Annotated in this window: 12 protein-coding genes and 1 riboswitch; of the genes, 11 read left to right on the top strand and 1 reads right to left on the bottom strand. The window is 71.5% G+C overall.

The genetic code is table 11. From position 1 onward, the window contains the following. Positions 1–287 precede the first annotated feature (287 nt). Genes leuS through ACFQW8_RS14800 form a run of 4 tightly spaced genes read left to right on the top strand, consistent with a single transcriptional unit; the run spans position 288 to position 5,797 of the window. Entirely contained in the window at positions 288–3,203 is a 2,916-nt protein-coding gene (leuS, locus tag ACFQW8_RS14785) for a leucine--tRNA ligase (protein ID WP_380088714.1), read from the top strand. Positions 3,204–3,255: 52 nt separating this feature from the next. Continuing rightward, complete coding sequence (locus tag ACFQW8_RS14790) at positions 3,256–4,098, top strand: DUF72 domain-containing protein (RefSeq protein ID WP_380088715.1); 843 nt, start codon at positions 3,256–3,258, stop codon at positions 4,096–4,098. A gap of 9 nt (positions 4,099–4,107) precedes the next feature. Beyond that, positions 4,108–4,860: a histidine phosphatase family protein gene (locus tag ACFQW8_RS14795; RefSeq protein ID WP_380088716.1), complete on the top strand. Its 753-nt coding sequence runs from the start codon at positions 4,108–4,110 to the stop codon at positions 4,858–4,860. Continuing rightward, a complete protein-coding gene (locus tag ACFQW8_RS14800; RefSeq protein ID WP_380088718.1) occupies positions 4,853–5,797 on the top strand; it encodes an NAD(P)H-hydrate dehydratase in 945 nt (314 codons plus the stop codon). Before ACFQW8_RS14795 ends, ACFQW8_RS14800 begins: the two co-directional genes overlap by 8 nt. Positions 5,798–5,824: 27 nt before the next feature. On the opposite strand, the gene ACFQW8_RS14805 is transcribed toward ACFQW8_RS14800, so the two are convergent. Then, a complete protein-coding gene (locus ACFQW8_RS14805) occupies positions 5,825–6,781 on the bottom strand; it encodes an AraC family transcriptional regulator (RefSeq protein ID WP_380088719.1) in 957 nt (318 codons plus the stop codon). Positions 6,782–6,861: 80 nt separating this feature from the next. On the opposite strand from ACFQW8_RS14805, the gene ACFQW8_RS14810 reads away from it, so the two are divergent. The 7 genes from ACFQW8_RS14810 (at position 6,862) to ACFQW8_RS14840 (ending at position 14,865) form a co-directional block, all read left to right on the top strand. Next, positions 6,862–7,740, top strand: coding sequence for an NmrA family transcriptional regulator (locus ACFQW8_RS14810; RefSeq protein ID WP_380088721.1), 879 nt, complete (start codon positions 6,862–6,864; stop codon positions 7,738–7,740). Continuing rightward, positions 7,737–8,207, top strand: coding sequence for an anthrone oxygenase family protein (locus ACFQW8_RS14815; RefSeq protein ID WP_380088722.1), 471 nt, complete (start codon positions 7,737–7,739; stop codon positions 8,205–8,207). The genes ACFQW8_RS14810 and ACFQW8_RS14815 overlap by 4 nt, the downstream gene beginning before the upstream one ends. Before the next feature lie 70 nt (positions 8,208–8,277). After that, a riboswitch (SAM riboswitch) is annotated at positions 8,278–8,392 on the top strand. Between the two features lie 43 nt (positions 8,393–8,435). Continuing rightward, positions 8,436–9,884 (top strand): aminotransferase class V-fold PLP-dependent enzyme, encoded by a 1,449-nt coding sequence (locus tag ACFQW8_RS14820; protein ID WP_380088724.1) that lies wholly within the window; start codon positions 8,436–8,438, stop codon positions 9,882–9,884. A 92-nt stretch (positions 9,885–9,976) separates the two neighbouring features. Beyond that, positions 9,977–10,819 (top strand): DegV family protein, encoded by an 843-nt coding sequence (locus ACFQW8_RS14825; protein WP_380088726.1) that lies wholly within the window; start codon positions 9,977–9,979, stop codon positions 10,817–10,819. A gap of 13 nt (positions 10,820–10,832) precedes the next feature. Then, positions 10,833–11,444 carry a glycerol-3-phosphate acyltransferase gene (locus ACFQW8_RS14830; RefSeq protein WP_380088727.1) on the top strand — a complete coding sequence of 204 codons (612 nt, stop codon included), beginning with the start codon at positions 10,833–10,835 and terminating at the stop codon, positions 11,442–11,444. 92 nt (positions 11,445–11,536) lie between these two features. Beyond that, positions 11,537–12,490: a helix-hairpin-helix domain-containing protein gene (locus ACFQW8_RS14835; RefSeq protein ID WP_380088728.1), complete on the top strand. Its 954-nt coding sequence runs from the start codon at positions 11,537–11,539 to the stop codon at positions 12,488–12,490. After that, positions 12,487–14,865, top strand: a complete 2,379-nt coding sequence (locus ACFQW8_RS14840; RefSeq protein WP_380088730.1) for a ComEC/Rec2 family competence protein — start codon at positions 12,487–12,489, stop codon at positions 14,863–14,865. Before ACFQW8_RS14835 ends, ACFQW8_RS14840 begins: the two co-directional genes overlap by 4 nt. Positions 14,866–14,867 lie beyond the last annotated feature (2 nt).

Genomic DNA, 14,867 nt, shown 5'->3' on the forward strand with positions numbered 1-14,867 from the left:
GTACTGCACTGGTGACGGTGTGGGAGAGTAGGACGCAGCCGGACAAACATTCACCGGAATGGCCCGCCAACAATGGCGGGCCATTTCGCATTTGGGGGCATCGGCAGCGCTGCGATACCCTGACGTCATGGCAAGGTCGCAGCAGTTTCTTCCGTGGCCGCGCTGACGCCCCTCCACGGACGTCACCGCGGCGAACCCCTCCAGTGTGAGGGGCTTTTTTGTGGCCAGTCGCCCGAGCACGGCAGAGCCATCGAACCGGGCAGAGTTCTTGAACAGACAGGTAGGACATGAGCGAGACGGCGCACCGCTACACGGCCGAGCTGGCCGACCAGATCGAGCTGGCGTGGCAGGACCGGTGGGAAGCCAGCGGGACCTTCAACGCGCCCAACCCGGATGGTCCCTACGGCGACCCGGCCGCGGTCGCTCGCCATGACGCGGGCCACCTGCTCGTGCTCGACATGTTCCCCTACCCCAGCGGCGCCGGCCTCCACGTCGGGCACCCTCTCGGCTACATCGCGACCGACGTGTTCTCGCGCTATCACCGGATGCTCGGCAAGAACGTCCTGCACTGCCTGGGCTATGACGCCTTCGGGCTGCCGGCGGAGCAGTATGCCGTGCAGACGGGCCAGCATCCGCGCATCACCACCGAGGCCAACATCGTGATCATGGCCCGCCAGCTGCGGCGCCTGGGGCTCGGTCTGGACCAGCGGCGTTCCATCGAGACGATGGACCCGGACTATTACCGCTGGACGCAGTGGATCTTCCTGCAGATCTTCAACTCCTGGTACGACCGCACCGCCGAGCGGCCCGATGGTGAGCGCGGACGTGCCCGTCCCATCAGCGAGCTCGTCGCCCAGTACGCCTCGGGCGAGCGGCCACTGCCCGCTGACGACGGCCGCGACTGGTCCGACCTCAGCGAGGTCGAGCGGGCCGACATCGTCGACAGCCACCGGCTGGCGTACGCCTCACAGGCGCCCGTCAACTGGTGCCCGGGACTGGGGACGGTGCTCTCCAACGAGGAGGTCACCAACGACGGCCGCTCCGAGCGTGGCAACTTCCCGGTCTTCAAGCGCAACCTGCGCCAGTGGATGATGCGGATCACCGACTACTCCGATCGCCTCGCCGACGACCTGGACCGCGTGCAGTGGCCCGACAAGGTCAAGGCCATGCAGCGCAACTGGATCGGTCGCAGCCACGGGGCGCGGGTCGCGTTCCCGGTCGTCGGCTCCCCTGTGGACGGCCAGTCGATCGAGGTCTTCACGACCCGGCCGGACACCCTGTTCGGAGCGACCTTCATGGTGCTGGCGCCCGAGCACCCCCTCGTCGACGGCCTCGTCAGCGAGGGCGCGTGGGCTCCGGGTACGAACCCGAGCTGGACGGGTGGCGAGGCGACACCGGAAGCTGCGGTCACGGCATACCGGAGGGCGGCCTCCCGCAAGAGCGATGTCGAGCGCCAGATCGAGGGCAAGGACAAGACCGGTGTGTTCACCGGCGCCTACGCGGTCAACCCGGCGACCGGCGCCGAGCTGCCGATCTTCGTCGCCGACTACGTCCTCATGGGCTACGGCACGGGGGCGATCATGGCCGTGCCCGGGCAGGACGAGCGGGACTGGCACTTCGCCGACGTCTTCGACCTGCCCAAGATCCGCACGGTGCAGCCGAGCGAGGGTCACCCCGAGCACGAGGCGTTCACGGGTGAGGGCCCGGCGATCAACTCCGCCAACGACTCGATCGACCTCAACGGCAGACCGATCGCCGAGGCCAAGGCCGCCATGCTCGACTGGCTGGTCGAGCGTGGGCACGGTGAGGCCACGGTCAGCTACAAGCTGCGCGACTGGTTGTTCTCGCGCCAGCGCTACTGGGGTGAGCCGTTCCCCATCGTCTTCGACGCCGACGGCACCGCGCACGGGGTCCCCGAGTCGATGCTGCCGATCGAGCTGCCGGAGGTGCCGGACTACAGCCCACGCACGTTCGACCCCGAGGACGCCCAGAGCTCCCCGGAGCCGCCCCTGGGTCGGGTCGACGAATGGGTCAACGTCGAGCTGGACCTCGGCGACGGGCGGGGCGTGCAGCCCTACCGTCGCGAGACCAACACCATGCCCAACTGGGCCGGCTCGTGCTGGTACTACCTGCGCTACCTCGATCCCGAGAACCGTGAGGAGCTCGTCTCCGCGGCGAACGAGGAGTACTGGATCGGCCCCCGGGACACCCCTGTAGACGGTGCGCCCGCCGGCAGCCGCGACCCCGGTGGCGTGGACCTCTACATCGGTGGTGTGGAGCATGCCGTGCTGCACCTGCTCTACGCGCGCTTCTGGCACAAGGTCCTCTTCGACCTCGGCCACGTGTCGAGCGAGGAGCCGTTCCGGACCTACTTCGCCCAGGGCTACATCCAGGCGGCGGCCTTCCGCGACGACCGAGGGCAGCCCGTCGAGGCCACCGAGGTCGACGAGGGCCCGGGCGAGGACGGGCACCCGACCTTCACGTGGCAGGGCCAGCCGGTCACCCGTGAGTTCGGCAAGATCGGCAAGTCGCTCAAGAACATGGTCTCCCCGGACGACATGTATGCCGCCTATGGTGCGGACACGTTGCGGCTCTACGAGATGGGTCTCGGCCCCCTGGACCAGAGCAAGCCATGGGACACCCGGGCCATCGTCGGCTCGCAGCGCTTCCTGCAGCGCCTCTGGCGCAACGTCGTCGACGAGGAGACCGGCGACGTGCGGGTCTCAGAGCGTCCGATCGACGAGGCCACGGCGCGGGTGCTGCACCGCACCATCGACGCGGTGCGACGGGACTACGACGAGCTCGGCTTCAACACGGCGATCGCCCGACTCATCGAGCTCAACAACGCGCTGACCAAGCTCGACGCCGTCCCACGTGAGGCAGCCGAGCAGATCGTGCTCATGGTCGCGCCACTCGCCCCGCACATCGCGGAGGAGCTGTGGTCACGCCTCGGGCACGAGGAGTCGCTGACCCACGAGGACTTCCCGGTCGCCGATCCGGCGTTGCTCGTCGAGGAGTCGGTCACCTGCGTCATCCAGATCAAGGGCAAGGTGCGTGACCGGATCGAGGTCGCCGCCGACATCAGCGAGGACGAGCTGCGCGAGAAGGCACTCGCCCTGCCCAAGGTTGTCGAGGCGACGGCCGGTGGAGTGCGCACCGTCATCGTGCGAGCCCCCAAGCTCGTCAACGTCGTCCCCCTCTGAACCGGTCGTCCTGGACGCGACGCACGGCCGCGTGGTGGGGCAGGATCGCAGGATGATCCGGGTCGGCATCTCCGGTTGGCGCTATCCCGCGTGGCGAGGCGTCTTCTACCCGGCGGGGCTGCCGCAGCGCCGAGAGCTCGAGTTCGCCGCGGAGCGACTGGGCTCCGTCGAGATCAACGGGTCGTTCTACTCGTTGCAACGCGCCAGCAGCTGGAGCCGGTGGGCCGCCTCGGTGCCGGAGGACTTCGTCTTCTCGGTCAAGGGCCCACGTTTCGTGACGCACATGAAGAAGCTCCGGGGAGTCGAGGTGCCGTTGGCGAACTTCTTCGCCTCGGGAGTGCTCTCCCTCGGCCACCGGCTCGGGCCGATCCTCTGGCAGCTGCCACCCCAGCTGGCCTACGACCCCGAACGGCTCTCCGCCTTCTTCGACCTCCTGCCACGACGCACCGGCGACGCGGCCAGGCGGGCGACCACGCATCACGAGCCCGCCCGCCTGAAGGGTCACGGGGACACCACCGCGCCCGTGGACCTGCCGCTGCGCCACGTCATCGAGGTCCGGCACGAGTCGTTCTGCACCCCGGACCTCGTGACTCTGCTGACCGCGCACGACATCGGTCTGGTCCTCGCCGACTCCGCCGGCACCTGGCCGTTCCTCGACGCGGTGACCAGTGGCCTCGTCTACGTGCGCCTGCACGGCGACCAGGAGCTCTACGTGAGTGGCTACGGCGAGGAGGCCCTCGACCACTGGGCCGACCGGGTCGAGCAGTGGTCGGCCACCGGCCTCGACGTGTTCGTCTACTTCGACAACGACGTCAGGGTGCACGCGCCGCACGACGCGCTGCGACTCCAGGAGCGGCTCGGCGTCGGACCTCCCGCGGGCCCATCGCTGATCTAGGCTCGCTCCATGGCGCTGACCCAACTCATCCTCGTCCGGCACGGTCAGTCCGAGGGCAATGTGGCCGCCGAGCTGGCCCAGCGGGAGCGTCAGGACCGGATCGACGTCCCGGCCCGCGACCCCGACGTCGTGCTGTCGCCGCTGGGGCGAGAGCAGGCCGATGCCGTCGGCCGATGGCTGACGCGGCTCCCGGCGGACGAGCAGCCCCAGGTCATCTGGACCAGCCCCTATCGCCGGGCCCGTGAGACCGCCGAGCGCGCCCTCGCCATCGCCGAGGTGGAGCTCGACTACCGCGTCGACGAGCGGCTGCGCGACCGCGACATGGGCATCACGGACCAGCTCACCGCGCAGGGCATCACCGCCCAGTTCCCGGAGGAGGCGGAGCGGAGGGAGTGGCTGGGCAAGTTCTACTACCGACCGCCGGGTGGTGAGTCGTGGGCGGACGTCGCCGGGCGGGTGCGCGCGGTGCTCACCGACCTCGCGGGCAGCGAGAAGCACGACCGGGTGCTCGTCACCGGTCACGACGTCGTCCTTCTGCTCTTCTGCTATGTCGCCGAGGGCCTCGACGAGAAGCAGGTGCTCGACCGCGCGAGGACCAACGGACTGCGCAACGCCGCCATCTGCCGGATCCGCCGCGACGACGACTCCGCAACCGGATGGGTCGTGACGGACTACAACCTGGACACCCACCTTCGCGAGGAGGGTCTCGAGGTGACCGACCAGCCCGGGGCCTCCGACGAGGTCGGGGGTGAGCATGTCTGAGGACCGCGGTCCCCGCCGAGTCGACGACGAGCTCCCCTCGGGGGTCGAAGGGGGGTCACCCGCGTCGCCCAGGCTGGTCACCCCTGCACTGCTGCGGTCATGGCCGTTGCCGGCGCCGGACGGCACGAAGTACAGCCGGGGCCTGGCGCTCGTCGTGGGCGGATCCTGCTCGACGCCCGGGGCGGCGATGCTCGGCGGGACGTCCGCGCTGCGCATGGGTGCCGGGAGGTTGCACCTCGCCACGGCGGAGGGGGTCGCGACGCAGGTGGCCGTGGCGGTGCCCGAGTGCGGCACGACCGGGCTGCCGCAGGACGACGAGGGTGCGATCACCGGCGTGGATTCCGGAGCGCTCCTCGAACGCGAGCTCTCCCGGGCCGACGCATTGCTCGTCGGGCCGGGCCTCATGGACGCCGAGGGCGCGGCCCGACTTCTCCGCGAGATCGTGGCGGTCCTACCGGCCGACACGCCGGTCGTCCTCGACGCCTTTGCCGCGACCGTGCTGCCGGACGTCGACGCGGCGGTCACCTCCAGTCTGGCCGGGCGGCTGGTGCTCACGCCCAACCCCGCCGAGCTCGCCCGGCTCGCCGGCGAGGATGACCTGTCCGACGACGACGTCGTCGAGGCGGCGATCGCGGTGGCCCATCGGTTCGGCGCGGTCGTGGGCTGCAGCACCTGGGTCGTCGCGGGTGGCGACGTGTGGCAGGTGACCACCGGTGACACCGGGCTCGGGACGTCGGGCAGCGGTGACGTCGTTGTTGGTGCTGCCCTGGGTCTGCTGTGCCGTGGCGCCGGCCTGGCGCAGGCCCTCGTCTGGGCCAAGTACGTCCACGCCGCGGCGGGAGACGTCCTCATGGCGCGGTTCGGCCGGGTCGGCTACCTCGCCAGCGAGATCCCGCCCGAGCTGCCACTCGTGCTCGGGTCGCTGCGGGGCGACTGAGGCACGTCGGCGCCCATCAGCCGCTGGTCACGCCGGCCGTCGAGCGTGTCGACGGTATGCCGTGGGGCTGGCCGAGTATCGGCGGGTGAACGCCGCGCTCAGCGCGAACGGGCTGCCGTAGCCGACGTCACGCGCCACCGCGGCGACCGTGACGTCGGTGTCCCTCAGCAGGTCGGCGGCGAGCGAGAGCCGCCACTGGGTGAGGAACGTCATCGGTGGAGTGCCGACGAGCTCATGGAAGCGTCGGGCGAAGGCAGCACGGGACATGCCGGCCTCGCGTGCGAGGACCGCGACCGTCCACCCTCGGGACGGGTCGGTCTGCATCGCCCGGATCGCCGGTCCGACGAGGTCGTGCTCGGCCGCCAACCACCACGTCGGGGCGTCGGCGGCGCGCGTGGTGAACCAGTGCCGAAGGGCCTCGATCAGGACGAGGTCGAGGAGCCGGTCGAGGACGACGCCTTGTCCGGCCGCGTCGCGCCCGACCTCTGCGACCAGCAGGTCCCGCACCGGCGAGGTCCAGTCATGGCCCCGGGTCACCGCGCTCCGGGGGAGGAGCCCCACCAGTAGCGGCGTGATCTGGCTGGTCAGGTCGTAGGCGCCGACGAGGCACACGTCGGCGTCGTCATCGGTGAGGTCGGCGTTGCCCCAGGTGCGCACCCCGATGCTCATCTCGTCGACGAGGCTGCGTCCGTCCTCGAGCGACCAGCAGCGTTGCTCGGGGTCGACCCGCACCTGCGGCTGGCTGTCGGGGGAGTCGGCGAAGAGGTAGGGCCGCGGACCTCGGACGAGGGCGACGTCGCCGGCTGTGAGGCTGAGCGGCTCACCGTCCTCGTCCACGAGGCAGGCGGAGCCCGAGACGACGGTGATGACGGTGAGAGGTGCCTCGTCCTCGACCCGCACACCCCACGGCGGCGACAGCACGAGGCGCAGCAGGAAGGCTCCTCGGGCCCGAGGACCATCCAGCACCGCGCTGAAGGCATCCATGCGCACAGCGTAGACGCTGGCGTATGGATGTGATCCTCCGGGCCATGGATCGTCCACCCGGCAGAAGGTGAACTGGGCACATGACCACGACACAGGATCCCCAGACATCACGGACCACCGCCGACAGCACCAGCAGCCCGGTCGTCATCATCGGCGGCGCCGGCAAGACCGGAGGGCGAGTCGCCGACCGGCTCGAGGCGCGCGGCGTCCCGACCCGCTTCGCCTCACGCTCGACCAGCCCGGCCTTCGACTGGGAGGACGCGACGACCTGGCGAGGTGCGCTGGAAGGTGCGCGGGCGGCATACCTCGCCTATCAACCGGACCTCGCTGCCCCCGGGGCGGCGGAGCGGATCGGCGAGATCGCCGCGCTCGCGTCGACGCTGGGCGTCGAGCGCCTCGTGCTCCTGTCCGGTCGGGGTGAGGAGGGAGCGATCGCGTCGGAGAGGGCCGCCTTCGCAGCGCACGACGGCGTGACCGTGTGCCGGGTGGCCTGGTTCGCCCAGAACTTCACCGAGGGGGCGCTCGCCGGCGCCGTGCCGAGCGGGGTGTTCGTCCTACCTGCCCCGGGTGACGTGCCCGAGCCGTTCGTCGACCTCGACGACGTGGCCGACGTCGCCGTGCTCGCCCTGACCGAGGACGGGCATGGCGGGGTCGTGCATGAGCTCACCGGGCCGGAGTCGGTCACCCTGGACGAGGTGGCCCTGCAGCTGGCCGAGGTCAGTGGTCGTCCGGTCGAGTACGTCCAGGTGACACAGGACGAGTTCACGCAAAAGGCCGTGGATGCTGGCCTCGACCAGCCGACGGCGGCCTTCCTCGCGGGACTCTTCTCCGAGATCTTCGACGGACGCAACGTCGCTACCACCACTGGGGTTCGTGACGCACTGGGACGTGAGCCGCGCGCTTTTGGCGAGTGGGCGAAAGATGCTGCGGCACAGGGCGTCTGGAGCACCGAGACATGAGCGACACGGCCTGGGTCCTGGCCGCCACCGCCGTGTCGTCGACGGTGTTCGCCGGAGCGATGTTCGCCTTCTCGGCGTTCGTCCTCCCGGCCCTGGGTGACCTGGCGCCGCGTGACGGGATCCTTGCGATGCAGGCGATGAACGTCCGGGCGCCCGCCAGCCTGCTGCTCCTCCCGATGGGAGGGGTGGGGGTGGGTTCGGTCGCCGTGGTCGTCATGGCGCTCGCGGGTGACGGACCGGATCGTGCCGTGAGGATCGTGGGCGCGCTGCTCGCGCTCGCGTCCGTCGCCATCACGGGCATCGGCAACATCCCGCTCAACAACCAGTTGGCCGGCGTCGATGCGGACGTCGCGACCGCGGTGGACTGGCAGGGTTTCGCCGGTCCGTGGCTCGCGTGGAACGCCGCGCGCTCCCTCACCGGTCTCGCCGGCGGCGTCCTGCTGGCCGTCGCCGCTGCGCGCGCGTGACCGGTGAAGTTCCAGATGGTGGACGTGGGGTCCCTCAGGCGGACTCGCCAGGCCTAGACTCCTCAACCAAGGTCACGAGTACCAGTGTTCAGCCCCGGCTTGCTGGTCGGCAACCCTCCTCCGCGGTGGGGTGCTCCGGGTGACGACCTGGTCGGTTGCAGCAACGCAGCCGGCAAGCGCGGACTCGCGAGCACCTCGGGAGTCCAACGACTCTCCAGGGAGCACCGGATGTCCATCGCCAGCTCGATCCCGCACACGTTCACCCGCGAGCGCCGCCAGCCGTGGCTGCGTTCCGTCCCCGCGCCGGCCCCCGTGCCCGCCGCCACGACCGACCCTGCCACTGATACGGACACTGCCACCAAGGCACCGGCATCGACGGACACCACGGTGCCGGCCGTCGTCGCCGCACCGCGCGTCCCGACCTGCCACGGCACGCTCGTCGAGTACGCGAACTTCGACCACGGCGCCTCCACCCCCGCCCTCGTGAGCGTCAAGGCAGCCGTGGACAGGGCGACGCAGACCTACTCGAGCGTCCACCGCGGACAGGGCTGGACGAGCCAGGTGTCGAGCCACTACTACGAGGCCGCACGCGACGAGGTCGCCCGCTTCGTCGGCGCCCGGGAGAGCGACGAGGTCGTCTTCACCAGGAACACGACGGACTCGTTCAACCTGCTGGCCCGGTCGCTGCCGCGGCGCACCCAGGTCATCGTCTTCGCCACCGAGCACCACGCGACGCTCCTGCCGTGGGAGGCCCGCAGGACCACCCGCCTGCCGGTGCCCCTGACGCACACGGATGCCGAGGCACTGCTCGTCGAGGCCCTCAAGCGCGCCACCAGCTCCAGCGTCCTCGTCGTCCTGAGCGGCGCCTCCAACGTCACCGGGGAGTACTGGCCGGTCGCACGCCTCGCCGCCGCCGCCCGCAAGCGCGGTGCCCGCGTGGCGCTCGACGCCGCCCAGCTCGCGGGGCACCGCCGCATCGACCTCGAGACCCTGGGAGTCGACTACGTGGCGTTCAGCGGCCACAAGATCTATGCCCCCTACGGCACGGGCGTGCTCGTCGGTCGCGCGGACTGGCTCGACGCCGCCCCGCCCTACCTCGCCGGCGGGGGCGCGACCGCCAAGGTGGGTCCGCTCAGCACGACCTGGCAGACCGGTCCGGCCCGTCATGAGGGGGGCAGCCCCAACGTGCTCGGGGCCGTGGCCGTCGCCGCGGCCTGTGCCGCCATCCGCGAGAACCGGGGGGCCGTCGAGAGCCACGAGTCGCGCCTGTCCACCCGCCTCGTCGACGGACTGCGCGCCATCGACGGTGTCGAGACCTTCAGCATCTTCGGCGCCGACGCCGAGCGTGCCCCGGTGGTGACCTTCACCGTCGAGGACGTCGACTCGTCGCTCGTCTCCGCGGTGCTGTCGGCCGAGCACGGCATCGGCGTGCGTGACGGCAAGTTCTGCGCGCACCTGCTCGTCGACAGCCTCCTAGCCGACGAGGACGCCGACGTCACGACTGCCGTGCGCGTCAGCGCCGGGCTGGCCACGACCGACGAGCACGTCGACCGGCTCCTCGCGGCAGTGGCGTCGCTCGCGGCCAGCGGCCCTGGTGTCGCCTACGAGCAGGTCGACGGGCGCGGCTGGGTGCCGGTCGGTGACCAGCGCGAGACGCTGGTCGACCTGCCCTGGTGACCTGACGGCATACCCGAGGTCTTGGACGAGCGCACCGGACCAGTGCGTGCGTGATGACCACGGCGGCTCCGCCTGAGCACTAGCCTCGGATCGTGCCCACCGCTCTCGTCACCGACTCCACGGCATACCTGTCTGCTGACCTCGTCGAGGCGCACGGCATCGGTGTCGTCCCCCTCCACGTCGTCGTCGGCGGACAGGAGCGCCGTGAGGGAGTCGACATCGCGGCGGGTGAGGTCGCCGAGGCGCTGCGTGGGTTCCGCCCCGTCTCCACGTCGCGGCCGGCGCCCCAGGCCTTCCTCGACGTCTATCGCGACCTCGCCGACAAGGGCGCCGACTCGATCGTCTCGGTCCACATCTCGGCCGACATGTCGAGCACGCTGGGCTCGGCGCAGCTCGCCGCCCAGAACTCGCCCGTCCCCGTGACCGTCATCGACAGCCGGTCGATGGGCATGGCGATGGGGTATGCCGTCCTCGCCGGTGCGGCTCTCGCCTCCCGTGGCGTGTCGGCCGAGGAGGTGGCGGAGGCCGTGCGTGCCAGGTGTGCCGCTGCGACCGTCGTGTTCTACGTCGACACCCTCGAGCACCTGCGGCGCGGCGGGCGCATCGGGAAGGCCAACGCCCTCGTCGGCTCGGCCCTGGCGATCAAACCGATCCTCGGTCTGGCGGACGGCTCGATCGTCCCCCTCGAACGGGTGCGCACCTCCTCCCGTGCCATCGCCCGGCTCGAGGAGCTCGCGGTCGAGGCAGCCGGCACGCAGGCGGTCGACATCGCCGTGCACCACCTCGACTCGGCCGAGCGGGCCGAGAAGCTCGCCGAGCGACTGCAGTCGCGCATCGACGGCATCAAGGACTTCATGATCGTCGAGCTGGGTGCCGTCGTCGGCGCGCACGTCGGCCCGGGCACCTTGGCCATCGCGGTCAGTCCACGAGTCTGACTGCGGGCGCGCCGTGAGCCTGACCGTCCCCGGCCTGGTCGTGGTGACGCTGCTCGTCGCGACCGTCTGCTTCGCCATCGGGGGCATCAACCCGGCGACCATCATCGGCCGGGCCCGCGGCATCGATGTGGCCCAGGTCGGCTCGCGCAACCCCGGTGCGACGAATCTCGGCCGTGTCGCCGGCAGGAAGTGGGGGATCGTCGTCGGGTTGCTCGACGTGCTCAAGGGATTCGTGCCGACGTTCGTCGTGCTGCGGACCCTGGGCACGTGGATCGCGCTCGCCGCTGGGGTGGCGTGCGTGCTCGGGCACATCTACAGCCCCTACCTCGGTGGTCGAGGTGGCAAGGGCGTGGCCACCTCGCTCGGGGCGATGCTGGCGGTCGTGCCCTGGGTGGCACTCGCGGCGTTCGTCGTCTTCCTGGCCGCGTTGCCGTTCGTCCGGCGGCTCGGCAACGCGTCGGTCATCGCCTCGACGTTCCTGTTCGGCGCGGGGGTGTGGCTCACGGTGCGGGCCGGCACGACGGTGGACCGGGGGGTGGGCGTCTGGCTCGGGCTCGTGTCGCTCATCGTGCTGGCCCGGCACCGCCGCAACATCGCGGCGTGGGCGGGGCGTCTCGGCGGCTGAGGTTTGTCCACAGACGGGCGGCCGGCCGGTGGCCGTCCACAGATGGTCCGGACGGAGTTGGGTCACGCGCCCGGCGTTCCTAACGTCGCTGTATGCCGCCCCGCCGTGATCCAGATGCCGTCTCACCGCGCGCTCTGGCGAGGGTGCGAGGTGGCGCCACCGTCGGTGGCCGTGGTGGCGGTGGCCGGGACGAGGGTGGCGAGGATGCCCGGCTCGACGCCCACGACCGTGGTCGGCACCGACCGCTCGAGGTGCCGCGCGGTCCGGTCTTCGAGCTGCCGGTGAGCCTGCGCGGGGCTCGCTGGGTGCCGAGCCGGTCGGCGGTGATGGCGGTGCTGGTGTTCGTCGTGCTCGTGGCCGTCGTCTTCGGCGTGCGGGTCTGGCTGGCTGGTGGTGGTGGCGGGGCATCCCTGACCACAGGTGCTGCGACGGAGCCCACGGGGGTGAGCCGCGGGACCTCGACCCTGTCGCGAGCCTCGCCCAGTGGCTCGAGCTCAGGCGGTGGGGGCGGAAACGGTGCAGCCGCGACCGCGGGCGCGCCCGGTGCCTCCGGAAGCGCTGGTGGCGCTGGTCCCAGCGGCACCGCAGTCGTGCACGTCGTCGGGCAGGTGGCCAGGCCCGGTGTCTACCGGATGAGCGCCGGTGCGCGGGTGGGCGATGCGGTGGCGTCGGCGGGTGGGGCCTCTCGGACGGCCGACCTGACAGCGGTGAACCTGGCACGGGTGCTCGTCGACGGAGAGCAGATCGTCGTGCCCAGGCCGGGCGAGGTCGTCGCCGGGCCCGGGGCAGGAGCCAGTGCTGGCTCGGGTGCCGCCGGGGGCGTTGGAGCGGGTTCCGGCGCCGCTCCTGCCAGCGGCACGGTCTCCCTGAACTCGGCTGACCTGCCCGCCCTGGACACCCTGCCCGGTGTGGGACCCGTCCTCGCCCAGCGGATCCTCGACTGGCGCACCGAGCATGGCCGGTTCACGAGCGTCGAGGAGCTGGGCGAGGTGAGTGGGATCGGCGAGAAGCTGCTGGCCCAGCTGACCCCCAAGGTCACACTGTGACGGATCCGGATGCCGCGGAGCTGCGGGCCCGTCGGGACGCGTGGACGCGCGAGGTCATCCGCTTCAGTGACGTCCGGCTGCTCGTCCCGGCGCTCGCGGCGTGGGCCCTCCTGGCAGGCACGCTGACCTGGTCAGCCGGGCCGCGATGGGCGGTGTCCGTCGCGCTCGTGCTCCTCGTGCTCGTGCTGCAGCTCTGGGGTCGCGGCCGCCCACTCGTCCTCGTGCTGGGTGTCGCTCTGCTGGTGCAGGTCGCCGGCAACGGCCAGCACGCTCTGCGCGGCCTGGGGGACCTCGACGACCTGACGGCGGCCCGGGCAGTGGTCACGGTCGAGGCGACCATCACCTCGGATCCGGTCTTGCTCGAGGCGAGGGGCGGGAGTGAGCCGGTCGTCATGGCACGGGCCAGCGCCCATCGGGTCGACGGGCGGGGGAGGACGACGTCCGCGCACGCGCCGATCTCGCTGAGGGGCGACGCGACCCTGCTCCGGCTGAAGTGGCACGAGGGCGTGCGGTTGCGGGGGCGTCTGGCACCGCCGCAGCCGGGCTACCCCGAGGTGGCGGTGCTGCGGGTCTCGAGCCAGGAGGTCACGAAGCCGGCGGGCGTCGTCGCCCAGGTCGCCGAGCACCTGCGGGCGGGACTGCGCAGGGCCGTCGACCCCACTCCGGCCGACGCACGCGGCCTGCTGCCCGGGCTCGTCATCGGCGACACCAGCCGCACCCCGGCCGACCTCACGGACGCCATGCAGGCGACGGGCATGACCCACCTCACCGCGGTGAGCGGCTCGAACATCGCTGTCGTGGGTGGGTTGGTGCTCGGGCTCTGCGTCCTCATAGGAGTGCGACGGCGGTGGCGCCCGTTCGTCGTCGCGCTCGCGATCCTCGGGTTCGTCGTCCTTGCCCGACCCGAGCCGAGCGTCGTCCGCGCGGCCGCCATGGGTCTCATCGGGCTCATCGGGATGAGCCGATCGCGCCGCGCCGCCGGGCTGCCGGTCCTCTCCGGCGCGATCGTCGTGGTGCTGGTCATCGACCCGTGGATGGCGCGGTCCTTCGGGTTCGCCCTGTCGGCCCTCGCCACCCTCGGCCTGCTCCTCTTCACCCGACCGTGGGGCGATGCCATCGCCGCGAGACTCCACCCCAGGGTGGCCTTCATGGGCCCGGCCATCGCCATACCCGTTGCGGCACAGGCGATGTGCGCCCCGCTCATCGTCCTGCTCCAGGGGTCGGTGAGCATCGTCGGGGTCGTCGCCAACCTCGTCGCCGCGCCCTTGGTGGCTCCGGCCACGGTCGCAGGGGTGGCGGCCGCTCTCGTGTCGGTCGTCGCCGACGCGCCCGCCCAGCTCCTCGGCTGGCTCGGAGCCGTGCCCACGCTGGTGATCGCTCGGACCGCGCGCGTCATGGCTGACGTCCCGGGCGGCACGCTGCCCTGGCCCGACGGCCCACCGGGTGCGCTGCTGCTCGCAGGGCTCACCCTGACACTGTTGGTCACCGGGCGATGGCTCGGGCGTGCCGCGGTCGTGCGACCACTGCTCGCCCTCGCCGTCGTCGCCCTCAGCGCGGCGATGACCATCCCGACGCGGGTCGTGACGTGGCCTCCCGACGGCTGGCGCGTTGCCTTCTGCGACGTCGGCCAGGGTGACGCGGCAGTGGTCCGCACCGGCCCTCGGCGCGCGCTCGTGGTCGACGTCGGGCCCGAGCCGGCCTCTGCCGACGGCTGTCTCGACTCGCTCGGTGTCGAGGTCGTCGACGCCGTCGTCCTCACGCACTTCCACGCCGACCACGTCGAGGGCCTGCCCGGGGTGCTCGGCGGTCGGGAGGTCGGACAGGTCCTCGTCTCACCGGTGGCGGAGCCGGGACACCAGGTCGGTGAGGTGACCGGCTGGACGCGAGCACGCGGCATACCCGTCTCTGCCGTTGCGGCGGGGGACCGGCTCTCGTTCGGCGAGGCCACCGCAGAGGTGTGGGCGCCCGTGCGCCGCATCGCGGCCGGCTCGGTGCCCAACAACGCGAGCATCGTGCTCGCCGTCCACGTCGGTGAGGTCGACGTCCTGTTGCTCGGCGACGTGGAGCGGGAGGCAGCGCACGACCTCGTGCTCAGGATGCGACGAGACCCCGAGATGGCCTCTGCTGCGGGCGAGTTGGACGTCGTCAAGACACCCCACCACGGGAGCGCGAACCTCGACCCCGCCCTCATGGCCGCCGTCAGAGCGCCCGTGGCGGTCATCAGCGTGGGCAAGGACAACGACTACGGACACCCGACAGCTGCACACCTGAGCATGCTGAGGAGCAACGGGTATGCCGCCTACCGCACCGACCAGCGGGGCCACATCGCCGTCGTGGAGCGGGGCGACCGGCTCCAGGTCGTCACCGCCAGGTGAAG

It is taken from the genome of Knoellia altitudinis (assembly GCF_042666355.1).
GTDB lineage: Bacteria > Actinomycetota > Actinomycetes > Actinomycetales > Dermatophilaceae > Knoellia > Knoellia altitudinis.

Bases quoted from the DNA above. Each gene is read 5' to 3' on its own strand.
- leuS (WP_380088714.1), top strand. From the start codon at position 288: ATGAGCGAGACGGCGCACCGCTACACGGCCGAGCTGGCCGACCAGATC.
- ACFQW8_RS14790 (WP_380088715.1), top strand. From the start codon at position 3,256: ATGATCCGGGTCGGCATCTCCGGTTGGCGCTATCCCGCGTGGCGAGGC.
- ACFQW8_RS14795 (WP_380088716.1), top strand. From the start codon at position 4,108: ATGGCGCTGACCCAACTCATCCTCGTCCGGCACGGTCAGTCCGAGGGC.
- ACFQW8_RS14800 (WP_380088718.1), top strand. From the start codon at position 4,853: ATGTCTGAGGACCGCGGTCCCCGCCGAGTCGACGACGAGCTCCCCTCG.
- ACFQW8_RS14805 (WP_380088719.1), bottom strand. From the start codon at position 6,781: ATGGATGCCTTCAGCGCGGTGCTGGATGGTCCTCGGGCCCGAGGAGCC.
- ACFQW8_RS14810 (WP_380088721.1), top strand. From the start codon at position 6,862: ATGACCACGACACAGGATCCCCAGACATCACGGACCACCGCCGACAGC.
- ACFQW8_RS14815 (WP_380088722.1), top strand. From the start codon at position 7,737: ATGAGCGACACGGCCTGGGTCCTGGCCGCCACCGCCGTGTCGTCGACG.
- ACFQW8_RS14820 (WP_380088724.1), top strand. From the start codon at position 8,436: ATGTCCATCGCCAGCTCGATCCCGCACACGTTCACCCGCGAGCGCCGC.
- ACFQW8_RS14835 (WP_380088728.1), top strand. From the start codon at position 11,537: ATGCCGCCCCGCCGTGATCCAGATGCCGTCTCACCGCGCGCTCTGGCG.